This is a genomic window from Xenorhabdus sp. TS4, assembly GCF_014467265.1.
In the GTDB taxonomy this organism is placed as follows: Bacteria; Pseudomonadota; Gammaproteobacteria; order Enterobacterales; family Enterobacteriaceae; genus Xenorhabdus; species Xenorhabdus ehlersii.
The window spans coordinates 1-24106 of the sequence record NZ_NKHQ01000079.1 but is presented as its reverse complement, the minus strand read 5'-3'; the positions used below and the strand labels follow the sequence as shown (position 1 = coordinate 24106).

17 protein-coding genes and 1 other annotated feature are annotated in these 24106 nt (G+C 38.6%); all 17 genes read right to left on the bottom strand.

Annotated elements, in window-relative coordinates:
* Positions 1 to 71: 71 nt before the first annotated feature.
* Complete coding sequence (gene btuD, locus Xets_RS16200) at positions 72 to 839, bottom strand: vitamin B12 ABC transporter ATP-binding protein BtuD (protein WP_187652124.1); 768 nt, start codon at positions 837 to 839, stop codon at positions 72 to 74.
* A complete protein-coding gene (gene btuC / locus Xets_RS16195; protein ID WP_099132887.1) occupies positions 836 to 1843 on the bottom strand; it encodes a vitamin B12 ABC transporter permease BtuC in 1008 nt (335 codons plus the stop codon). The genes btuD and btuC overlap by 4 nt, the downstream gene beginning before the upstream one ends.
* 95 nt (positions 1844 to 1938) lie before the next feature.
* Complete coding sequence (gene ihfA, locus Xets_RS16190; protein WP_099132831.1) at positions 1939 to 2235, bottom strand: integration host factor subunit alpha; 297 nt, start codon at positions 2233 to 2235, stop codon at positions 1939 to 1941.
* Between the two features lie 4 nt (positions 2236 to 2239).
* Positions 2240 to 4627: a phenylalanine--tRNA ligase subunit beta gene (gene pheT / locus Xets_RS16185; RefSeq protein ID WP_187652123.1), complete on the bottom strand. Its 2388-nt coding sequence runs from the start codon at positions 4625 to 4627 to the stop codon at positions 2240 to 2242.
* 14 nt (positions 4628 to 4641) lie between these two features.
* Entirely contained in the window at positions 4642 to 5625 is a 984-nt protein-coding gene (pheS, locus tag Xets_RS16180) for a phenylalanine--tRNA ligase subunit alpha (protein WP_187652122.1), read from the bottom strand.
* Positions 5626 to 5706: 81 nt separating this feature from the next.
* Positions 5707 to 5829 (bottom strand) — a sequence feature (Phe leader region).
* The gene (gene pheM / locus Xets_RS28740; RefSeq protein WP_152669842.1) at positions 5781 to 5828 is read right to left on the bottom strand and encodes a pheST operon leader peptide PheM; all 48 of its coding nucleotides are present in this window, start codon (positions 5826 to 5828) and stop codon (positions 5781 to 5783) included. (Overlaps the previous feature by 48 nt.)
* Positions 5830 to 5961: 132 nt before the next feature.
* Positions 5962 to 6318 carry a 50S ribosomal protein L20 gene (rplT, locus tag Xets_RS16170; RefSeq protein WP_010847342.1) on the bottom strand — a complete coding sequence of 119 codons (357 nt, stop codon included), beginning with the start codon at positions 6316 to 6318 and terminating at the stop codon, positions 5962 to 5964.
* Positions 6319 to 6360: 42 nt separating this feature from the next.
* Complete coding sequence (gene rpmI / locus Xets_RS16165) at positions 6361 to 6558, bottom strand: 50S ribosomal protein L35 (RefSeq protein ID WP_187652121.1); 198 nt, start codon at positions 6556 to 6558, stop codon at positions 6361 to 6363.
* Positions 6559 to 6652: 94 nt separating this feature from the next.
* Positions 6653 to 7192 carry a translation initiation factor IF-3 gene (gene infC, locus Xets_RS16160; RefSeq protein ID WP_074019479.1) on the bottom strand — a complete coding sequence of 180 codons (540 nt, stop codon included), beginning with the start codon at positions 7190 to 7192 and terminating at the stop codon, positions 6653 to 6655.
* A 3-nt stretch (positions 7193 to 7195) separates the two neighbouring features.
* Positions 7196 to 9124 carry a threonine--tRNA ligase gene (thrS, locus tag Xets_RS16155; RefSeq protein WP_187652120.1) on the bottom strand — a complete coding sequence of 643 codons (1929 nt, stop codon included), beginning with the start codon at positions 9122 to 9124 and terminating at the stop codon, positions 7196 to 7198.
* Positions 9125 to 9472: 348 nt separating this feature from the next.
* Positions 9473 to 11095 carry a hypothetical protein gene (locus tag Xets_RS16150; RefSeq protein WP_187652119.1) on the bottom strand — a complete coding sequence of 541 codons (1623 nt, stop codon included), beginning with the start codon at positions 11093 to 11095 and terminating at the stop codon, positions 9473 to 9475.
* A 34-nt stretch (positions 11096 to 11129) separates the two neighbouring features.
* Positions 11130 to 12395: a hypothetical protein gene (locus Xets_RS16145; RefSeq protein ID WP_187652118.1), complete on the bottom strand. Its 1266-nt coding sequence runs from the start codon at positions 12393 to 12395 to the stop codon at positions 11130 to 11132.
* Between the two features lie 57 nt (positions 12396 to 12452).
* On the bottom strand, positions 12453 to 14156 hold the full coding sequence (locus Xets_RS16140; protein ID WP_099132825.1) for a hypothetical protein: 1704 nt from the start codon (positions 14154 to 14156) through the stop codon (positions 12453 to 12455).
* A gap of 119 nt (positions 14157 to 14275) precedes the next feature.
* Positions 14276 to 16027, bottom strand: a complete 1752-nt coding sequence (locus Xets_RS16135) for a hypothetical protein (RefSeq protein WP_187652117.1) — start codon at positions 16025 to 16027, stop codon at positions 14276 to 14278.
* A gap of 464 nt (positions 16028 to 16491) precedes the next feature.
* Complete coding sequence (locus Xets_RS16130; protein ID WP_187652116.1) at positions 16492 to 21153, bottom strand: inverse autotransporter beta domain-containing protein; 4662 nt, start codon at positions 21151 to 21153, stop codon at positions 16492 to 16494.
* Positions 21154 to 21705: 552 nt separating this feature from the next.
* Entirely contained in the window at positions 21706 to 22722 is a 1017-nt protein-coding gene (locus tag Xets_RS16125; protein ID WP_099132821.1) for a hypothetical protein, read from the bottom strand.
* A 532-nt stretch (positions 22723 to 23254) separates the two neighbouring features.
* Positions 23255 to 23935 carry a transglycosylase SLT domain-containing protein gene (locus Xets_RS16120; RefSeq protein WP_099132820.1) on the bottom strand — a complete coding sequence of 227 codons (681 nt, stop codon included), beginning with the start codon at positions 23933 to 23935 and terminating at the stop codon, positions 23255 to 23257.
* Between the last annotated feature and the right edge of the window lie 171 nt (positions 23936 to 24106).

Genomic DNA, 24106 nt, shown 5'->3' with positions numbered 1-24106 from the left:
ACAAATTGTGGTCAACCAAGCACCAAAAACAGATAGCAAACAATGATTATGGTGGACTTCACTTACAGGAATTACACGTGGCTGATCCTCCATAATTTATAGCTGGCATTTCTGATATGTCCAATATTTACCTCAAAAATTTCTGATAAATTTCGTTCTGTCATTACATTCTGTGGTATGCCTGATGCTAACAATTTTCCATGCGAGAGCAGCCATACTTCTGTCGCTTGTTCATATGTGTGATTAAGATCATGGCTACTCAATAATACTGTTCCCCCCAATGCACAAAATCTTTTTGTTAACTTATCTAAAATGGCTTGTTGAGTGATATCAAGATTATTTGTCGGCTCATCAAGTAAGAGTAAACTCCCATCAGGATTCAGATCCGGCCATATCTGAAAAAACGTGCCCGCCAATCTGACACGCTGCCACTCCCCGCCGGAAAGTTGACCAATCGATGAAGAAAGCAATGGCAGGAGTTTCATTTGCTGGCAAAGTTCATACAACACATGTTCACTTTGTGCCAGGGGTGCACATTCAGGGCGGAACATATCTAAATACTGAAAAACCGGCATGATAGGAACAGAAGAAGATTGAGAGAACCAGGCCCGGTGCTTTGCCAACTCATGTTGGCGGTAATCCTGCAAGTTTCGGCCATGCAAACAAATAGTGCCGCTATAGGATAAAACTCCTGCGATCACTGAAAGTAGTGTGCTCTTTCCTGAGCCATTTAGTCCTACCAGATGAATTTGTTTTCCTGCTGCAACAGCCCCAGACAATGAACTCAATCTGTTGTTAACAGTAACATTATCCAGCTCCAAAATCGGCTGACCGATCATGTTGTTCCCCTCATCTCCTTATCTTGCATTAACAGGCATATAAAAATGGGGGAGCCTAAAGTTACGGTGACAACGCCTATCGGCACTTCTGCGTGAGATAATGACAGACGGGAAACTAAATCTGCCAGCAGTAAACCACTGCCTCCCGCCAATGCACTGGCCGGAAGTAATGCCTTATGATCAGTCAAACCAATCAATCTCAAGATATGGGGAATAACCAAACCGATAAAACTGATTGCTCCCGCAAGGGCAACACTCAAACCAACTAATAACCCGATTACCGATACAAATACATTACGCCATTTATGGTGAGACACACCCAGTTGCCGAGCCTGTAACTCCCCAAGAGAAAGATAATTCAAAATGTTACCTTTGCTGCTTAACCATAAGATGGCGGGAAGCAATGCAACAATCAGCCATTTTTGACGCCAATCAACGCCACTGAAACTTCCCATCATCCAATACATCAATTGCCGGAGATCTAAACTGGTACTGAAATAGACCATCCATGTCATCAAGGCGCCAAAGATCACCCCGAAAGCAACGCCAATCAATAACAGGCGGGTATTGGTCACTTGATGTTTTCTGGAAAACCCCAGCAAAATAGCGGTCATGAAAAATGCCCCAAATACCGCTCCAATACTTAATAACCACAATGGCGCAATGCCATGAAAGATAAGTATTAAACATACCACTACAACACCAGCACCATTACTGATCCCAAGTAATCCAGGCTCCGCCAACGGGTTTTCGAACAGAGCCTGCATAATTGCTCCTGACAGGGCTAAGCTCGCACCAACCACCATAACGGCAATCGCCCTGGGCAATCTCAACTGCCAAATAAACAACTGGGCAGGCTCCGATAACCATTGATCAGGCCAAAACCAGATTTCACCGGCACATAATGACAAAATAAACAGAATAACGAATAAAACAGACAAAGCCGCCATCACTCGATGGTTACGTTTTCTCTGATAGGTAATCAACTCATAAACAGAACGCATGTGTGAGGCCATTTAGAAAATAAGCGCTCTTTCCATTGAGTGCAATGGAAAGAGAAGATAAGAAAAAGACCGCAAGATGCGGCCTTTTTATGTATTTATTCTTTGGGTAACGCTTTTTCCACTCTGTTTTTCAATTTTTGACCAGGGCGAAAAGTGACAACACGGCGAGCCGTAATCGGAATATCTTCACCTGTTTTTGGATTACGGCCTGGACGTTGATTTTTATCTCGCAAATCAAAGTTGCCAAATCCAGATAATTTCACTTGCTCCCCATTCTCCAAAGAACGACGAACTTCTTCAAAGAACATTTCTACCAGATCTTTAGCGTCACGCTTGCTAATATCCAGTTTCTCAAACAGATTTTCTGACATTTCAGCTTTAGTAAGCGCCATAAGTTCAGTCCCTCAAGGATGCTTGGAATCGCTGTTCTAGTGCAGCAACGCATTTGTTGACGGTCGCAGCAATTTCTTCTTCTTCCAGTGTACGCATGGTATCCTGCAAGATTAAGCTAATAGCAAGGCTCTTGTAGCCTTCCGCGACACCTTTACCACAATACACGTCAAATAAGTTTATGCCAACTATATGATTTACGCCAACTTTCTTACATTCAGCCAGAACATCTTCTGCGGCTACGTTTGCAGGCACAACGATGGCGATATCGCGGCGGTTAGATGGGAAGCGAGAAACTTCCTTCATCTCAGGGATCGCGCGGTCTACCAGACCAGTCCATAATAACTCGAATACCACGGTACGGCCGTTTAAGTCAAGTTTACGCTCCAGTTCTGGATGAACAACACCGATATAACCAATGTAATTATTTTCCAGATAAATCCCAGCGCTTTGTCCAGGATGTAAAGCAGGATGTTCTTCTGCTTTAAAGGAAATGTTAGACAGTTTACCTGTCAGTTCTAAAACAGATTCTAAATCACCCTTCAAATCAAAGAAATCAACTGCTTGTTTTTCAATCGACCAATGCTCTTCGAAACGGTTTCCTGCAATAACGCCACCAAGCATTAATTCCTGACGAATTCCATGCTCCGCATTTTCATCCGGCACAAAACGCAACCCTGTTTCGAATAAACGGACACGGTTTTGCTGACGGTTCTGGTTATAGGCGACAGTAGTCAATAATCCTGTCAACAAGGACAAACGCATTGCAGACATATCCGCCGAAATTGGATTAGGCAAAATTAACGCTTCTTCCTGCGGGTGAAGATATTTCTGAACCTTAGGATCAACGAAGCTGTAAGTAATCGCTTCTTGATAACCTCTGTCCACCAACATGGTTTTAACCCGTTTCAGTGGCAAATCAGCTTCACGATGTGAAGTCATAATCAGATCTGCACGCACAGGTACGTCAGGGATGTTGTTATAACCGTAAATACGGGCGACCTCTTCAACAAGATCTTCCTCGATTTGCATATCAAAACGCCAGCTAGGCGCAACAGCTTGCCAGCTATCATTCTGGACAGTGACCTGACAACCTAAACGCATCAGGATATCTGTTACTTGTTCATCAGCAATATGATGACCAATCAAGCGATCCAGTTTATTGCGATTAAGCGTAATCGTTGCTGGTTTTGGTAAGTGAGATTCGCTGGTAACATCAACGAGTTCGCCTGCTTCTCCCCCACAAATGTCGATCAACAATTGAGTGGCATATTCCATCGCTTTATGCTGAAGATGTGGATCAACACCACGTTCAAAACGGTGAGAAGCATCGGTGTGCAAACCATAACGGCGAGCACGACCAGTAATTGCCAGTGGTGCAAAGAATGCACATTCTAGCATAATATGCTGCGTTTCTGCATTAACACCAGAATATTCCCCACCGAAAATCCCTGCCATGGCAACCGGTTGTTTTTCATCAGAAATAATGAGTGTTTCAGCAGAAAGTTCGGCTTCATTACCATCTAGCAGAGTGAGTTTTTCACCTTGCTCAGCCAAACGAACAATAATTGAACCACTCAAACGTTCCAAATCGAATGCGTGTAATGGTTGACCCAATTCGAGCAAAACATAGTTGGTAATATCAACAACCGGATCAATGGAACGAACACCACCACGACGCAGTTTTTCGCGCATCCACAATGGGGTGATTGCCTTGACGTTCACATTCTTGATCACACGCCCCAAATAGCGCGGACAAGCTTCAGGAGCATCAACACGAATAGGGAATGTTGCATCTGTAGTTGGTTTAACCGCTTCGATTTTCGGCTCTGTCATGGACAATTTATTGATAACCGCAACGTCACGGGCAACCCCCATGATGCTCAGGCAATCAGCACGGTTTGGTGTAATACTGATTTCAATCGCATTATCGTCCAATTTCATGTAATCACGCAGATCAACACCAATCGGAGCATCTGCTGGCAGTTCAATAATGCCATCCTGATCGTCAGCAATACCTAGTTCAGCAAATGAACACAGCATGCCTTCTGACGGCTCACCACGCAATTTCGCTGGCTTAATTTTGAAATCACCTGGCAGCACAGCACCGACTGTAGCAACAGCGACACGTAGCCCTTGACGGCAATTAGGTGCACCACAGACAATATCCAACAGGCGTTCGCCGCCGACATTAACTTTTGTGACACGTAACTTATCTGCATTTGGATGCTGTCCACATTCAACAACTTCACCAACAAATACACCGTGGAATTGACCTGCCACTTTTTCGACACCATCAACTTCCAAACCAGCCATGGTGATTTGATCAGACAATGCTTCACTATTAATGGCTGGGTTTGCCCACTCGCGTAACCAGAGTTCACTGAATTTCATGAGATATACCCGCCTTATTTAAATTGTTTGAGGAAACGTAAATCATTTTCGAAGAATGCACGCAAATCTGTAACACCATAACGCAGCATGGTCAGACGCTCCATTCCCATGCCAAAAGCAAAACCAGAATAGATTTCAGGATCAATACCAACATTGCGTAACACGTTAGGATGCACCATACCGCAACCCAAAACTTCTAACCATTTCCCATTTTTGCCCATCACATCAACTTCTGCGGAAGGTTCTGTAAATGGAAAATAAGAAGGACGGAAACGTATCTGCATATCTTCTTCAAAGAAGTTATTCAAAAAGTCATGCAGTGTACCTTTCAGGTTGGTAAAGCTGATATTTTTATCAACGATAAGCCCTTCTACCTGATGGAACATTGGGGTATGTGTCTGATCGTAATCATTACGGTATACACGTCCTGGCGCAATAATACGGATTGGGGGCTGACGCTCTTTCATAGTACGGATCTGTACCCCAGAAGTCTGGGTACGCAGCAAACGCGTCGCATCAAACCAGAAAGTATCGTGATCAGCACGCGCAGGATGGTGTGCAGGAATGTTCAGAGCATCAAAGTTATGATAGTCATCTTCGATTTCCGGACCTGATTCAACAGAAAAGCCCAACTCACCAAAGAAAGTTTCAATACGTTCAATCGTGCGGGTAACAGGGTGCAAGCCACCATTTTCCATACGACGACCAGGCAATGAAACATCAATTTTTTCTGCTGACAAACGCGCATTCAGAATGTCAGCTTCCAGCTTTGCCTTACGCGCATTCAAAGCTTCTTGAACTTCTTGTTTCGCCTGATTAATAACAGCCCCTGCCGCTGGACGTTCCTCGGCTGGTAAGTCACGCAGCGATGACATCTGGAGGGTTAAATGGCCTTTTTTTCCCAGGTATTCAACTCGCACCAAATCCAACGCGGCAACATCCTGGGCTTCTTCCACGGCTGTTTTTGCCTTTGCAACCAGCTCAGTAAGATGTGACATCGTTTTCCTCTTCCTTTGGCCTGATGGCCCTTTAGTTGTTATCGACTATGTCCTCATGATATCGACTAATGAGGCCATAAAAATAAAAAAGCCTCCACACTGGAGGCTCAAGCGCTATTTTTCGTTTCTTTTCTTACGCGCGAAGCCCCCTGATCTCAGGTGCTAAAGTAAAAAAAGAAACGAAAAAAGGCTAACTTTATCATTTGCGTTCTTTCTCCTGTACCCTTCTTGCATTCACCAATCGCAATCTGAATCACAATACTATCTGATCGCAGATATTATCTAATCTTTTGGAAAAAAGTAAAAGAGGGAGCAAGCTCCCTCTTTTAACCTGACTTATGCCAGAGCGCCCTTCGCTTTTTCAACCAGAGCAGCGAATGCTACTTTGTCGAATACAGCGATGTCAGCCAGAATCTTACGGTCGATTTCAATCGAAGCCTTTTTCAGGCCATTGATGAAACGGCTGTAAGACATGCCGTTCTGACGTGCAGCAGCGTTGATACGTGCAATCCACAATTGACGGAATTGACGTTTACGCTGACGGCGGTCACGGTAAGCGTACTGACCAGCTTTGATAACAGCCTGGAAAGCAACACGGTAAACGCGCGAACGAGCACCGTAGTAACCTTTCGCTTGTTTCAGAATTTTTTTGTGACGTGCACGGGCAATAACACCACGTTTTACGCGAGCCATATACTTCTCCTATCGTCTCTGAGTTCTAATCTAAAAAATTGCTTATGCGTATGGCAGACAAGCAACAACCAGGCCCAGATCACCTTTGGAGACCATGCCTTTTGGACGTAAATGACGTTTACGCTTAGTTGATTTTTTAGTCAGAATGTGACGAAGGTTAGCGTGCTTACGCTTGAAACCGCCTCTTGCGGTTTTTTTGAAGCGTTTAGCTGCGCCGCGTACTGTTTTAATCTTTGGCATTTTAATTTCCACTTCGCATTGTTAATTACAACGAACTAGTAAGGCGAATAGACTCCAGCCAGAATTAACTGGAGTCCATTACTTGTTTGCCTGACTATTTCTTCTTAGGAGCGAGCACCATGATCATCTGGCGGCCTTCAACCTTCGTTGGGAAAGATTCGACCACTGCCAGTTCACTCAGATCGTCACGGATACGGTTAAGCATCTCAATACCAATCTGCTGGTGTGCCATTTCACGCCCACGGAAACGCAGGGTGATTTTGGCTTTATCGCCATCTTCCAGAAAACGAATCAGGTTGCGTAGTTTGACCTGATAGTCGCCTTCATCTGTACCAGGACGGAATTTAATTTCCTTAACCTGAATAACCTTTTGCTTCTTTTTCTGTTCTTTGACTGACTTACTCTTTTCATAGAGGAACTTGCCGTAATCCATAATACGACAAACCGGCGGTTCGGCATTTGGGCTGATTTCAACTAAATCAACACCAGCTTCCTCAGCTTTTTCGAGAGCTTCTCTCAGACTGACAATACCAATCTGTTCGCCATCTAATCCAGTTAAACGAACTTCAGAGGCGCGAATCTCTTCATTAATGCGATTTGGACGCGCCGGTTGAATTCTTTTTCCGCCTTTAATACCTTATTCCTCCAATTGGTGAAGATTACGACTGCGTATTTCTGTCAGCAGTTTATCTGTAAACTCATTGACCTCAATGCTACCTAAATCTTTGCCGCGGCGAGTACGAACAGATACTTTTCCTGATTCGACTTCTTTATCACCACATACAAGCATATAAGGCACACGACGCAGAGTGTGTTCACGGATTTTAAAACCAATCTTCTCGTTTCTCAAGTCTGCTTTTGCACGAATGCCTGCATCTTGAAGTTTTTTTACCAATTCCTGTACATAATCTGACTGGCCATCAGTAATATTCATAACGACAACCTGCTGAGGTGCCAACCATGTTGGGAAAAACCCAGCATACTCTTCTGTCAGGATACCAATAAACCGTTCCAGTGATCCCAGAACCGCACGGTGAATCATCACAGGAACCTTGCGTTCGTTATTTTCACCTACATATGACGCGCTCAGGCGTGCTGGCAGTGAAAAATCGAGTTGCACAGTACCACATTGCCACGCACGATCCAAACAATCATATAGAGTAAATTCAATTTTAGGGCCATAAAATGCCCCTTCACCCGGCTGGTATTCAAATTCAATGCCGTTTCGGGTTAATGCTTCAGCAAGATCCGCTTCTGCTTCATCCCACTGTTTTTCCGTACCAATACGTTTTTCCGGGCGAGTTGATAATTTAACAACAATCTTCTCAAAGCCAAATGTACCGTACACATCATAAATCATGTTGATACAGCTACTGACTTCTTGAAGGATCTGATCTCCAGTACAGAAAATATGCGCATCATCTTGAGTAAAACCGCGTACACGCATCAAACCATGTAAAGCGCCAGATGGTTCGTTACGATGACAGCTACCAAATTCAGCCATACGCAACGGTAAGTCACGATAAGATTTCAACCCTTGGTTGAAAATCTGAACATGGCCTGGGCAGTTCATCGGTTTTACGCAATATTCGCGGTTTTCCGATGAAGTTGTGAACATATTTTCTTTATAGTTTTCCCAGTGCCCTGTTTTTTCCCACAGAATACGGTCCATCATGAATGGGCCTTTTACTTCCTGGTATTGGTACTCTTTGAGCTTTGTGCGCACGAAAGTTTCTAATTCACGGAAAATTGTCCAACCATCATTGTGCCAAAACGCCATGCCTGGTACCTCTTCCTGCATATGATACAGGTCAAGCTGCTTACCAATCTTACGGTGATCACGTTTTGCAGCTTCTTCCAAACGCTGTAAATAGGCATTAAGCTGTTTCTTATCAGCCCATGCAGTACCATAAATACGCTGCAACATTTTGTTATCACTGTTACCGCGCCAATATGCCCCTGCAACTTTTTGCAGTTTAAAGTGATGACAGAAACGCATGTTAGGAACATGCGGCCCACGGCACATATCAACGTATTCTTCATGGTGATACAGACCTGGGCGATCATCACGACTAATATTTTCATCCAAAATCTGGATCTTATACTCTTCACCACGAGCCGCAAATGTGTCACGCGCTTCCTGCCAGCCAACCCTTTTCTTGATGACATCGTAGTCTTTTTTAGCAAGTTCCAGCATACGTTTTTCAAGCAGCTCGATATCTTCCTGCGTCAAAGAGCGGTCTAAATCAACGTCATAGTAGAAACCATTGTCAATAACAGGACCGATAGCCATTTTCGTATCAGGCCACAACTGTTTGATTGCATGGCCCAACAAATGTGCACATGAATGACGGATAATTTCCAAACCTTCTTCATTCTTGCTGGTGATAATAGCAAGATTGGCATCGGCCTCGATTAATTCACAAGCATCAACCAATTCACCATTAATGCGGCCAGCAATACACGCTTTTGCCAAACCAGCACCGATATCACGAGCCACATCCATTACGGAAACAGCATGCTCAAATTGACGTTGACTACCGTCAGGAAGAGTAATTACAGGCATTTAAAATCCTTATGTACAGTGGTGACCCACACGAAAGATCACGTGTATTAAACAAAATTTATTATTAATCAATACGTTAGAAACAAACCCTTGCTTCACTCCGCAAGATGTGTACAGATTTAAGGTCACATTTTCGAAATGCATCTGGTACATTTGCCCTAACTCGCCCGACATACTAGCACACAGAGTAGGTGTTAAAATAGCTCTGTGGGAATATATTTAAACTACCTCCATGTAAATATATTCCTTAACGTAAATTGGAAACTGCAATAATTAATAAAAAGGCTGTATCTATATATTATGCTAAATGTTTTTAATATAGAAACAGACTAATTATAATTGTGGATGTTAATCAGTTGTCATGATTTCATTTTCCCAATAATTACTATATGTTTTTTCATGAGTAACTGAATCAATGATATAATATTCAAAGTAGATATTTCCTGCCCCTCCAGTCACATATCCTTTCACATCATTAAGTTCTGGTGAATCAATTTTAACAATGACCGTCGATAATTTTCCTCCTGGTTTATCTGGAGTATGAGGAGCAACAACTGGAAATATCTTATTAAAATTCTGATTCGCTGATTCAACATACATTCTTAAATATATTTCTTTACCCCAGAGAGGATAAGAGAGATCATCTTCATCATTAGTACATAAAATTTTTACATATAATTGATACCCACTTACAGCATAATTAGATACATCTCTTTGAGTAATATCCTCATGGTTTGGTTTTTCTTCATCAGAGTGTTCAAGTTTAGCATCTTGCTTTATATCAGCAAAACTTGAGAAAATCATAGGCATATTATATGTTCTTTTGACACTATCATTAGGCGTGGTGAGTTCACCTCCTATATATGTAACATCTCTAACATCTGAATACATGCTATTACCAAAATCTGGTGCTATTATATAATAAAGCATTGAGTCTTTCCCATATGGGAAAACATCTCTTCGTATCAAAAATGTATAATTATAATCTTCTGAATCCATATCCCCCAAAACATCGGAAATTTTTTGGACTGGAAATATTAATCCTTCTGGATCAAAAGAACCATCTTTCTTTTTTTTGTTGAAAAATAGAATATTATCTGTCCTGGATGCATTAGGATAGGAATCAATCTCTGCTTCAAAAAATTGACGTCCATCGCCTTCTAATGAATCTCCTTCTAGTTCAGGGATATCTGGTGGATTAAGTGAGTCCTCATTACTGGGTGGGACAACAGAAATCATATATATGCTACCAGAATGATATTCAGCAACTCCTTCAACTTGACTGATTAAATCCATAATAGCAGGTGTATCCATAACTGGATAAACACGGAAATTTACTTTTCCATCCTTATCACTATTAATAATTATTTGAGTTTTACCCTCATATTTCGTTGGTTTGATAATTTGGTGTTTTTGACCTACTCCATCAGGTTCAGAAGTAATTATGATGTTTCTTTCTATATCCTCATTAATCTCAGAGTAAATATTGACGGGAGTATTTTTCAGTAATTGACCATTAGTATCAAATAATGTCGTATCATAACTTATATAATGTTCCTCATTATCATCTATATCGTTGTTATTTGGTGTTGCACAAATATTTTTATTTTTCTTCAATTGAATTGAACTTTTAACCAAATCCCTTGCATAATATTTTATTACCTTATCAATACCTGTGAGTATAAAATGTATTTCTTCTCCCGCTGTTATTGAATCGCTTCCTTTAACAGCACATGAAATAACCACATTATATGATTTACTATCTTGTTGGGTATTCATTGTTTTAATTATCTTTATACTTTCAAAACCCTTAGAATCCTTTACTCCTATATTAAGGGATTGAGGCATTTTTCCTTTTGGTATTTCTATGTCAAGGTAAAATTTTTGACCAATAATAATGTCAGCACCATTTTTAACAGATAAATTTAAATCATCATCTGACAAAATCAGATCTTTATCACTTTCCAACATATTTCACCTCTTTTATAATTCTTTATTGATGAAGTTAGCATATACCAGACCAAGTTTTACCGTCAGGGCAAGCATCCCCGGTAACTTCTCCTCCCGGCCGTACTGTATAAACATTGGCTTGCCAAATCTTGCCGTAAGAAATATCTCCATAATAATTAACTTGAAAATCAAGATAAATATCTCCATTTCCTATATGGCTAACATAACTAAAAGGAATACCAAACAATAATGTTGCTGTATTGCTATTATCACTATCTGGTTGAGTTGGCATTATCTTTACTTTAGATTGGTAAATGGTATTAGGATAATTATTAACATATAAGTTTAATGTCACCTCAGCACCAAGTGGAACTTTTGTTTTATCTTTATAATCACTTGTTCCAATTATCTTAACGAATAACGCTTCATGATGTGAATTATTACATTTATTATCTACATCTTTTTCATGAATTGTATCATAAATAATGTTTTTATCATCATGATAACCATAACTATTGTAAACTATACAACTATCATATATTCTTGTTAAATTATCAATTGGCTGATTATACCCTCCTCCAGGATATATTATGCCTTGTGGATATGAAGATCGTACTGTTCTCAACTTGTCCACAACAGTATAAGAAAAGTTAGCAAGTTCATTCACCTTAAACATATTATAAGGGAATATCACATAGCTATCATTGCCTAATTTATTAACCTCTTGAACAAAAAATAATTTTTGCGCATATTGCTTGTTAATAAAAAATAGTATTGTGTCATTTCTCTTAGCACCAGGATAGTTTTGGATTAAAACGTTAAAGACATTCGAATTAGGATCTACCAACAAACTGCTATTATCCTCGCTTATGACAAGTGGAGGAAGATTCAAGTCTTCTTTATTGTTATCTACAATATACACTTTGTTTTTTGAAGATATACGATCTGTTATATCCAATACCATAGAATCAACTTGAAATATCACTGATGTTGATTTTTTAGGATAAATATAAAAAATCAACTCTCCATTTTTATCTGAAGTGATAGGAAAATATTTCTGCCCAGAAGAAATGTTTTTAATTTCGACAAGTTTTTCTTTATCGGAATGATAAATACTAACCAGTCCAAAATAAGAATTTTCTTTCTCAAGGATATCAACGGAAACATTCGGCAATGGTTTTCCTTCTTTATTTCTGACTAATGCAATTGCCTTAATACAATCACCATTAGGTGGAGTGCTATCATAATCCAATATTTGCAAGAATTCTTTTTCAAAATATATTGATATGGATCTTTCATCGATTGATAGATTATTTTTCATATCGTTTCCTTATCTCAAGTATTTTTATTATATCAAAATACAATAGTTGACATTTTTTTATAAAGGATCACATCCATCATTATTATCATGAGCCTGGTTTGGTAATACGGTATTAATTTTGGCAGTCCATTTTTTGCTATACGTTTTAGAGCCATCACTATTTTCAATATAGTAATCAAAAGAAAGTGTCCCTAACCCTTTGGAGAATGAAGGCCCAGCTCGGTTAATGTCACAGTATGGGATATTAACTATAACATGGCCTGTTTGTTTTCCCGAATCAGCAGTAGATAACGAAAACTGATAACTTTTATGAGTATTTCTGGATGTTGGTGTTTTGATATAGACATTCAAATATCCCTTGCTACCGAGTTGTGGTAGATTTTTATTATTTTGATCATTAGTTCCCATAATCACCACGTATAACCCTGTCACACCCTTAGCATTTTTCCCAGGTTTTTTATTACTATTTATCATACTCAGGATGATGCCATGCCATTCAAAAGTTTCATTTTCTTCACTATATACATCAATGGGAAGTGTTGCACGGCTGGTATATACTTTGACTTTATCGTAGACATCTTCGTTCGATGAGTCATTTTGTTCACCAATATATGTGAACATTTCGGTCATAGAATAGCTGTATTCTTGATTTTCAGGAGCAACCAAATAATAAAACTTCATAGGTTTATTGAGTGGTAACTGGTCATATGTAAAGTACAAAGGAATTGTATCCAGACTGGTTATGTTATCAAGCCTATATATAGGTTTAAGTTGAATTGGTTTATCTTTTTGATTAAATCCTTGCATAAAAAATATTAAAGAATCTGTATCTTTACCACCAGGATAAGAAGATACATGCACCTCTATTCCTTTAGCGCCTGGTATTTTTTCAACCTTACCATTTTGTATTCCTGATATTTTTGGGGCAGTTGGACCAAATGATGAACTACGTATAGCATTAAAAACATATATAGATGCTGAGTAATTAACAGAAGTTACATTCAATATTTGAGTATCAAAGTCAATCCTGACAGAAGTATCCCGTACTGGATAAACGCGAAATTTTATATTTCCATGAGTATCACTATTAATAGCAAAAAAGTCAAAACTACTCTGGCTGTGTGTCATGATTTTTTGGGACAGTTTTCCATCTTCTGGTTCTGTACCTATATTCACAAGTGTCTTACTTTGATCATGAGAAAAAATTTTACCCGGATGTTCGGATGATACCAAAACTTGTATATTTCTTAGTGGATTATTATTATAATCCAACAATATTCCAGAATATGTAACATATGAACTACCAGTGCCAACAGGGTTATCTTTTGTCGGTGGTTCAATGTATTCATTATTAGCAGTTAATGCAATAAAGCTTGTCGGATCCACTTTCTTAGTCGTATACTCTATTTCTAATGATTTAATTCCATTAATATAACCAGTACTTGACATTGCATGAACTGTATATTTAATTAATGTATCTGATGGCAGGTTATTATTTATATGCAATAAAACTACAGCACTGCCAAAATTTTTATTTTCTGATACTGCCCAATTATTCCTATTCTCTACAGTTAGATAATTTTTGTCGGCCTCTATTGAAATACTATCAATACTAGAAATTAAATTTGAATCAGCAGTAAGTGATACGGTCAAGTAACAAGTTTGTCCAATAATAACATCAGCTCTGTTCGGTATAGATACACAGAGTTCACCAAATGCACATGTATTATCTATTAATTCTGTATTATTTATTATACTCATTATTATCCATCCTATATATTAAATAAAGATAATATCTACATCATCTATATGAATGGATAATGTAGATATCTCTATTAAATTAATATTTTTGATCAGTATATATTGGAATAATTAACTTTTTAATTGCTCTTATCGTTGCAGGGGCAACCATCATCATTTATATCATAACCCGTATTTGCCGTGCCTATTGTAGCTTTCCATTCTTTGCTTTTCCTTGTTGCTCCTTCGTATGTGATTGAGTAGACAAACGATAGTTTTGCCAATATACCATCTTCCCATCCCCGAGCCCGAGTTAAATCACAATATGGAATCTTCACAACTTGATAGTAATTAGTATTATCTGTCAGTTTGACTGATGGATAGGATTTATTCTCCTGTCTTGTGGCAGAATCGATATTAATTGTTAAAGTGCAAATAGAATTTAACGGAGGAAGTCCCTTCACCTGCTCAGTCATATTTTTAGCTATTTTTATCACGACATACAAACCAATTGGATCCGTTTTTGTTATAGTACTGCCTTCTTTTACATATTGATTTATCGTATCTAGAGTGACCAGACGATTGTCATACATACGATCATTATCATGTGTATTTTTGAGGTCAAGCGGTGATGGTGAATAACTGGAGTATACCTCAACGGGTGTATAAATCCCATCATCACCATTATTATCACCATCGGATAGCTCACCAACATACATAAAATTTGATGTCATAGAATAGAGCGAATCCTGGCTAGCAGGAGCTATCAGGTAATAAAGCTGCATAAGCTTATTAAGTGGTAGCTGGTCATACGTAAAATTAAAAAGGTTTCCATCCAGACTGTCTATATTTTCAAGTTTATATATAGGTTTTAGTTGAATTGGTTCATCGTTCTTTTCATACCCTTTAATAAAGAATATCAAAGCATCCGTCTTTTGATGTCCAACATACGGAGCAATTCCGACCTGCATAGCATTGGATCCTGGAATTTTTTGAAGTTTTCCAAGTTGATCTACATTATATATATTTGGTGATAATGGGCCAAAAGGATCATCACTCATATTCGTGTTACTAAAGATATATACAGATGCAGCATAATTAATAGATGTTACGCCTAATATTCCCGTCTTGAAATCGATCCTAGCTGATATGTTTTTTTTGGGATACACTCTAAATTTTATATTACCGCTGCCATCACTATTAATAACAAAATAGTCTATATCATTATTTCTAGTCGTTGGTATCTGTATACTGCTGCTACCAGAAGCTGGCACTGTTCCTATATTAACAAGAGCATTATCCGCATTGTCAGAATATATTTGATCCAATAATGAAGATGCGACTACAACTTGGGTGTTCTTAAGAACACCGCCTATATTATCAACAAGAGAACCAGAATATATAATATATTCATTTCCTGTTCCTACCGGATTATCTCCTGTCGGAGGTTGGATATATTCATTATCAGAATTTAATGTAATAACAACTTTAGGATTAATTTTCTTTACATTATATGTGAATTTCTGCGGTGTGTAATTCGATACTGCTTGAGTCCCATTCTCGTCAGCCCAAAGATTAACAGTATAACTAATCGTCTTATGCTGTTGTTCATTTAGATTATTATCAACCGTCAAACGGATCATTACATACCCAACATTACCTGCTGACAACCATGATCTCTCAGTCTTCCATTTAACTAAATTAACTATATCCCGATCAAGTTCTATTGTTACATTTTTAATGTTTCTTATTTTGTTTGGTACTCCTGATGCAATTATTGATATATAACTAGTTTGCCCCAAAATAATATCAGATTGGTCAGGTATTGTTGCAGTAACAGTATAATCATTCTGAGGAAGAGTTTTTACTACAAGGTCTTCTTCAATTTTCATTTTGGCACCTCATTAATTAAATTTATTATACTTTGTTATTATTTCAATAAAGCACTAAAACAACTGATAATATTAACTAAAATTAGTTCAGCCAAATGATTTTAATTAAGTATATTGTTTTATGCTTAACAATAGAATAATAATCGAAAACAGATTAAACAATCAATCCAAATTTAGATAATGAAAAATAGTTATCACCTGATAACTAAATCATATTTACTCAAGAAATATTTAGATTAAAAGTTTTCTCTTCATGAAATTATTTATAACCGATACAAAAGAAGGGATTGCATTTTTAATAGCACAAAATAAAAAAAGACAATTAAAAAGGAAGATAACCAAGCCGCAACTGCAAATTTCGGTCACCTATATTTACAGAAAATTCAAAATACCGTTATCTGAGAATACCCTGACACAAATATGGAAAATATTTTTCGAATATATCGAATTCCTGCACTTTTAAACTAATAAGGAAAATAACTCCCAACACAAAGCACATAACCCTTAGAATCATTAGCACTAACCACCTGTTTGTTTTCTTGGGTATTATAGATAAAATTCCCACTATCGTTCAGACTGTTATTCGAATATTTCCCAAGGATGTTTGGCGTCACTGGAGGTGGTGATGTAACATAATCAAGAAGCCCCCAAGAATAGCTGTCTGGAAATTCATTTTGTAAGGAATAAGGATCAGTTTCTTTGATACCTACATCACGTTCATTAATATTACGAGAATTTGGTAACATCGGATCCTGACATGAAATATCCCCTTGCTTACTATCCTGTTTCATAACTTCTGGGTGCCTAGAGTCAGGCTGTATGTATTTTTTAATAAAAAAAGAATAATTATAAGCATATTTAGCCTTATTAGTTCTTTTAATCGTTATAGATGTATCCACCTTAGCCTTATGAAAAGTGCCCAGAGTTATCTCTCCTGTAGTCAGATCTATGGACCCAATGTCATTAATACCACTACCAAAGCCTTCGGTAGAAATTATTTCTCCTCCTTTATCCAGAATCTTTTCCTTTATCGACAAGTCATACAATTGTGCATACATATTTCCAAATACATTACTAGGTCTGAGTTGATCTTCAAATATTTTACTCTTCTTAATTGTTACATTATCAGCTTCTTTGGTATAGACAGCAACTCCAGCGGGTTGCGATACTACGTCAAAAGCAACTTGTTGATTTGCTGCACTGAAAGTCGTTTTCTCCCTTCCTGCCGGTACTTCTAATTTTACAGTCAGGCCGTCAGTGACTTGACCATTATTAATATCGCCAATACCAACCTGGCTACTTAGGGTTGCCGTAATTTGACCATTGCTTACTATATTGTCACTTTCAATTTTCCATTCATCCTGACCTTTATAGGTTTCAGGGGCTGGATCCAGAACCCATCTAGCACCTACCTTATATCCATCAGATAGCGCTGTACCGTCAGCCTTAACCACTTTCGCCGTATAGGTATAATGTCCACCACTCCCCCCCTTTATGGGCTGATTAGGATTAAACGTAACATCAAGGCTGACTATCTTTAAATTTTCCGCTTCAAAATCCACAGGTTCAGCACATTGTTCTGTTGCAGGGATCTCAGCAGACTTTTCATTAACAGCAACAAGACACACAATTGCACCTGTCACTACCGGGTTTTTCTGACTGCTCCGCAGTTGAACTTTTAATGTACCATCAGGTTGAACGGTAACTTCCCCTGGTTCTGATAACTCGGTATTTTTCGGAGCACCACCCTTCTCAGATTTTAACCGCCACTTAAACTTAATATCTTGCTCTGTATAAGGTGTTGTGCCATCAGCACCAAACACATGCGCAGTATAGTGATAAGCATGTTGCGGATTTTTGTCTCCATCCGCAGGAACTGTTCCCGTTTTTTCGGCAACTGTTGGTTTCTGAATGGTTGGCCATTTGAATTCCACACCCACTGACTTCACTGTTTCAACGCCTTCGACAGAAGCCTCTACCGTCACTGTTTGAGCCTGCGTACTGGTCAATGTTGTGGAAGCACTCCCATCCCCCTGAGTTGTACTGATTGTTGGATTCAGTGTTACCCCTGTCTGATTGGGCGTTTTTAGGGTCCAGTTAACTTTTTTATTAGGCTCCGAATTATTACCCGTCGCATCTTTAACGTTAACGGTCAGGGTATAATTTTTACCCACCAATATTGGGCTTGGTGGTGTCACTGCTATTGACACTTGTTCCGGTTTGAAATCTACTGGCGGCTTTGCCTGAATCGGCTTTTGTTTTCCCACCGTGAGTGAAACGATAACACCATTGACTGCTTTAATACTGGTTAAGGTTGCCGTTAATTGCCCCTTGCCATCTATTGTCATATCTGATTGATCGAGTATGAGTCCATAAGCGTTAGGGTTAGCTGGATGCTCTATCTTCCACGTCGCATTATGAATGATTTCTCCTCCTTGAACAGGTTTTCCATCAATACCTACGATAGCCGCCGTATAGGTATATTTTTGGGCACCATCTGCCGTTAATGCCTCTGACGGACTGACCTGAATATCCCCCTTAACCTGATAATCCTGAGTATCCTCAGTAAAGGTTACAGGGCGTTGCGCAGGAACAGGATTTTGGCCTTCAATGGAAAGTGAAACCAGCACATCTTGTATTGCCTTCGTACTTTTCAGGTAGGCAATTAATTCTCCCTGATTACCCGTGGTATCCCCGTCATTCGTCAACTTGAGATTCTGATCGGAACTCAAATCATGACCATCCTTTGTCGTAACGCGCCACGTCACGCCGGTAATTTTCTGGTTCGGCACTAGATTATTCTGATCATCAATGATGGCAGCCTTATAGGTATAAGTATCCTTGCCGTTCGCAACCAAAGAGCCTGTCCCTGGCTGCTCAACACTCACCATTTTAATACGATACTTCGACGTATCCGCAGTAAAGGTAACCGGGCGTTGTGCAGGAACAGGATTTTGGCCTTCAATGGAAAGTGAAACCAGCACATCTTGTATTGCCTTCGTACTTTTCAGGTAGGCAATTAATTCTCCCTGATTACCCGTGGTATCCCCGTCATTCGTCAACTTGAGATTCTGATCGGAACTCAAATCATGACCATCCTTTGTCGTAACGCGCCACGTCACGCCGGTAATTTTCTGGTTCGGCACTAGATTATTCTGATCATCAATGATGGCAGCCTTATAGGTATAAGTATCCTTGCCGTTCGCAACCAAAGAGCCTGTCCCTGGCTGCTCAACACTCACCATTTTAATACGATACTTCGACGTATCCGCAGTAAAGGTAACCGGGCGTTGTGCAGGAACAGGATTTTGGCCTTCAATGGAAAGTGAAACCAGCACATCTTGTATTGCCTTCGTACTTTTCAGGTAGGCAATTAATTCCCCCTGAGTACCTGTTGTATCCCCGCTGGTCGTAAACGTGAGATTTGGATTAGAACTGACATCATTTTTACCCTGCTTAATGCTCCACTTCACATTGGCGATTTTTTGGTTTCTCACCGGATTGTTATCACTATCTAATACCACAGCGCTATAGGTGTAAGCCTGGGAATCATTGGCTATCCGTGACGGTACTGGCGGTGAAACCTTAACATTATCAATGTGGAAACTAGCCGGGTTTTCATCAAAACTAACCTCACCTACTAATTGTGGAGGCTGGCTATCCAGTTGCAGATACACTTTGACATCTTTATGGGGTCGGGTACTAATTAAAATCGGCTTGTGTTTGAAATGTCCATTTTCATCAAGTGCCGCAGAGTCTGAGGATTCCCAATCAATCCACTGCAACCCCGTATCCGGGCTGATTTTAGGATCAGTTATCCACAGAACGTGGTTAATAATGGTATTTTTTATAGGGGCACCATTGACCGTATCAAAGGTAATCACAGGGTTGAACGTATATCCGTCTTTTTTATCCCCTGTTGCTGGCAATGGCCCTGTTGGAGTATGGTTGGCCCCTTCCTGTTTTTTCAGCATAAAGGGCCTGACAATCACGCGCATCGCAACAGGCGCTGATTTTTGATCATTTTCCAATTCAGCCAGAGCGTAGATGGGATAATTGTTATTTTGGTTATCGCCGGATAAATATTTTGGCAGGGTAATTTTTATGGTGTGGCCAACGCGGGAAGAAAGTTTCCCGCCGTGCTGTTCAAAATCTTTGTTCGTTGTCCAATGAATCTGCTTAACAAAGTCATTAGAAGATAACTTGACTGTAATATCGTGTTGCTCCTGACTGTACCCAATGATGGTTTCCGGTAACGACAATTGCGCAATCGGCTTTTTCTGGTGCTCAAGCACAATATGATTATTTCTTTCTATCAGGTCATAACGGCTGCCCGCTAATGTCCTCGCCGCCGCTACATTTTCTGGCGATAACTGCACGCTCAGGGGAACACCCAGTTTATAGTTAAAATTCGCCAAAAACTGTGTTTCGCTGTGCCCGCTTCCCCCTTGTTTATAATCCATACCCAGAGTAAATAGCGGAACCGGGGTGTAAGTCAGCCCCAATTTAGCCAAGTTAGGGTTTTTCTGTTTCGTATCACGATTGAATAAAGTTACGTTATCGCCAAAATACTGCTCATAGGTCAGTTTGGCACCCAGATGAGGGTAAGCAGGTAAGAAAAACTCCCCACTAATGTCATAACCGTTGGCTGGGCGTTCATAATAACCGACAAAATTCCGTGAGTCTTTCCAGTTAGTTAAACGATAATAGGTATTAGCGGAAAGTTTAATGTAGTCTCCCCCTATTTCTCCGCCCAGACCAAGACGCTGATTTTTACCCGTCAGGTCGTAATCATAAAAAGTATTCAGTCCATACATCCAGTTTTGAGAAAAATAACGCCCACCTAATCCTACATTCATGGTATTCCGGCTATCTTTGTTACGATAACCCAGTTGGGAAAAGAACAACCAATCTGCTTTATTATCATAAAGCGGCAGTAACAGATCGAATGAATTGTTTTTTAGTGTTCCCTTTTTATCCAGCCCAAAATTAATTCTGGCAGTACCAAACTGTGATAACCATTTTTGTGCGCCAGAAGATACTGTGTTATTAAACTGCCCTATCGCGTAAGATTTGGCTTGCTCTGCCAGTTCTGAAGGTGAAGATGACAGGATATTGCCTGCCATCTGGATGTTTTTAGCAATAACACCTGGTGTATTAGAATCAGCAGTGTGATCATTTTTTTTAACTCTATTTTTTTTATGGATATTTGAATTCAAATTTTTTTTACTTGATTCATTAACTCGAACACTTATATTATCTTTGTCATCTGTTTTTTGCGTGTATATTTTTTCAGATGTTAGATGACTATCTGCAAAGGAGCTCGTTATCGTATAGGGTACTACTAATGTATAAAGAAAAAAGAATAAGACAGTGCCTTTGCCAATATATGATAACATATACAAATACCTTATAAGTTATGATATTAACTCAGATTTTTAGTTACACTCATACTTACCCATAAAATGACTCGAATCTACTCCTAATATGATATTAGTCGCATATTTTATTTTTGTGTTATTTAAAATAGTTATCACGCGATAACTATTTTAAATAATACAATCAATCTGGACACTGGTGATTTGAGTTAAATATTTACCTAGACAATAACAAACCTCGTTAAGTTAAACGAGGTTTGTTAGAGATTAGAATAACTATTTTATATTTCGATGAATATGTTATAAGACTCGTCTTAATATATGGGAGAAACTATCTCTGCTTCCATATATATCACCTACAGCGTAGTCAATCAGAACCAGTTTTCCGCTATTTTCTTGTGCCCAATCATAAGGGATATCTATTGCTATCCGTTCTACATTATCAAGTATTTGATAATTAGTTTGCCACATTGTCTGACCTACCAACCGGATGTTTACTGTTTGATTTAATCTCATATCAGGATAACGTATTATGACTTGAATAGAATCATCATTGTATTCAAGATTGGGTGCAGGTAAATTAAGTGTTTGCCCTTCAATCTCAAGCTGTAAATCTCCTGAGTACTCAACAACATCACCAGGTGTTCTTGTTACTGAAAAATGCAACGTAGCAGTATCACCAATAGTGTCAATAAACTCCATACGAGGAATATAGAATGTCATCGGTATTACATTATTCACTGTCTGAATAGGTGATACGTATGTAATATCACTACGACGTCCTTTCCATAAAACCCTGACAGTATGCCCAGGAGCCATCCCCTCATAAACTGGCACAATAACTTTCAACTGATCTAACCGATAATAATCATCTTTTGTCAGCAAGGTGCCTTGTTTGCCTGTAGCTTCTGGAACACTAGGAATATAATCAGATAATCTAGATGAATCAAAGAATATAAATTTTATATTCACCGTTGGTGATTCGCGTTCATTACCATGACTTATTATCTTATACTTAGCTTGATAGTCACCATATTTAGAAATTTCATCCACAGGAAACAGTAATGTATATGGGGATGTATGTAATGTACTTGGGCTAACAGAGTATGGTCTGTTTTTTATAACCACACTATTATCATTACTTAAATAAAGATATCCATCTATTTCATCTCCAGTCTTAGCATCATCATATCTTGGCACTTCCATTAATATATATTCAGTATTCATTATACGCAAATCGTGTATGTTAATGGTATCGGTTCCATGTGCCTGTGGAAATGTAGGTGGAGAGAGAATTATATCTTCTAAACTTTTCATGAATTACTCCTTAATTGAGTGTTTTTTATATATAATTTCAGGACATAATCACTTGACTTTTTATTTATTGACAATAAAACTCATGAAAATCATTACCTTACTTTTTTATTCAAAAGTTTAAGCCAAACATTAATATCTTTAAATAAATTTCATGTGATTTTATATTATTGTCATTTATAGTCATAGCATGTATTAGTTTTAAAGATGAATAGTTTAAGATTAACATTATTAATATTAGATAAAAAAGCAAATATAAGTTTCCATATAAAATGCCCCTTCCATTAAATTAATTCAAATTACTTTTTGTTATCAGCTAATAATTATTTTTTATTGAATAGGCCATTTTATTAGAAAAATAATTTTAACTATATATTATCAGGGATGCTTTTAATTAAAGATTAATAATCAATACTGCTTGTAAAATGTTTATCGCAAATTTGTAATATCTATAGTTTACAAAAAACTGTTTTGCCCGATAAAAAACTCAGGCTATCAAGTTTATTTGATCCTAATTAAATTTCACCGATTGCAATTAATAAGTTACACCTAAAGCACGATAAGCATTTTTAACTTTCCATAAATAACGCGAAGCCTGTGGTGCAGGATGATTATTTTGAACATATTGATAGAACTCATTCGGAGTCATTCGATTAATTTTATTAATTGCCAAAACTCGGTTTGCATCAAACGTTCGCAATAATGCCCCTGCACCATTTACATAAGCAACTATCGTTGCATAGTACAGTGTTTCTGGATTAGAGATACCTTCCAGATGCTGTTTTTTCAAAATGCTGATGTAGGCAGTACCAAGGTCGATGTTAGTTTCAGGATCTTTCAATTCACGCATAGTTGGTTGTCCTGATTTCCCTTTCACTCTGTAAGCATCTCGCCCAGCCGTAGACGCCTTAATCTGCATTAGCCCAACTGCATTCGATTTACTAACAACCTCTGGACGAAAACCTGATTCCACCTGAATAATCGCTTTGATGAGCGTTTCATCAACACCATAACGTTTTGCGGATTGCGTAATCAAGCCATCAAATGGGGTGGATTTAAACCTATTTGTCAATTTACGGGTACCAAAAGCAGCCTTATTGCCGTCAAGCATACGTTTTACTGTTGTTTGTCTATTACTGTCTGATTGATATACTTGTTGGCTTGCACATCCTGACAACAATAATACTACCGCAATGCAACGGAGTTTTAATTTCATGCTGCTCCCCCTAAATAAAATTAATCCTATAAAGGATATATAATTTTAACGCGATGCTCGACTTTAACATCTTATAACGTTGGCTTGTTGAAGCCAGTCGCGTTGACTTTTACCTTGTTTAAAATTGGCAAAAATACCCAACGTGTGAGAAAGAAGTTTTCTAGCAATTCG

Coding starts and splice junctions, on each gene's coding strand:
- btuD (WP_187652124.1), bottom strand. CDS start 839: ATGATCGGTCAGCCGATTTTGGAGCTGGATAATGTTACTGTTAACAAC.
- btuC (WP_099132887.1), bottom strand. CDS start 1,843: ATGCGTTCTGTTTATGAGTTGATTACCTATCAGAGAAAACGTAACCAT.
- ihfA (WP_099132831.1), bottom strand. CDS start 2,235: ATGGCGCTTACTAAAGCTGAAATGTCAGAAAATCTGTTTGAGAAACTG.
- pheT (WP_187652123.1), bottom strand. CDS start 4,627: ATGAAATTCAGTGAACTCTGGTTACGCGAGTGGGCAAACCCAGCCATT.
- pheS (WP_187652122.1), bottom strand. CDS start 5,625: ATGTCACATCTTACTGAGCTGGTTGCAAAGGCAAAAACAGCCGTGGAA.
- rplT (WP_010847342.1), bottom strand. CDS start 6,318: ATGGCTCGCGTAAAACGTGGTGTTATTGCCCGTGCACGTCACAAAAAA.
- rpmI (WP_187652121.1), bottom strand. CDS start 6,558: ATGCCAAAGATTAAAACAGTACGCGGCGCAGCTAAACGCTTCAAAAAA.
- thrS (WP_187652120.1), bottom strand. CDS start 9,124: ATGCCTGTAATTACTCTTCCTGACGGTAGTCAACGTCAATTTGAGCAT.
- Xets_RS16150 (WP_187652119.1), bottom strand. CDS start 11,095: ATGTTGGAAAGTGATAAAGATCTGATTTTGTCAGATGATGATTTAAAT.
- Xets_RS16145 (WP_187652118.1), bottom strand. CDS start 12,395: ATGAAAAATAATCTATCAATCGATGAAAGATCCATATCAATATATTTT.
- Xets_RS16140 (WP_099132825.1), bottom strand. CDS start 14,156: ATGAGTATAATAAATAATACAGAATTAATAGATAATACATGTGCATTT.
- Xets_RS16135 (WP_187652117.1), bottom strand. CDS start 16,027: ATGAAAATTGAAGAAGACCTTGTAGTAAAAACTCTTCCTCAGAATGAT.
- Xets_RS16130 (WP_187652116.1), bottom strand. CDS start 21,153: ATGGCAGGCAATATCCTGTCATCTTCACCTTCAGAACTGGCAGAGCAA.
- Xets_RS16125 (WP_099132821.1), bottom strand. CDS start 22,722: ATGAAAAGTTTAGAAGATATAATTCTCTCTCCACCTACATTTCCACAG.
- Xets_RS16120 (WP_099132820.1), bottom strand. CDS start 23,935: ATGAAATTAAAACTCCGTTGCATTGCGGTAGTATTATTGTTGTCAGGA.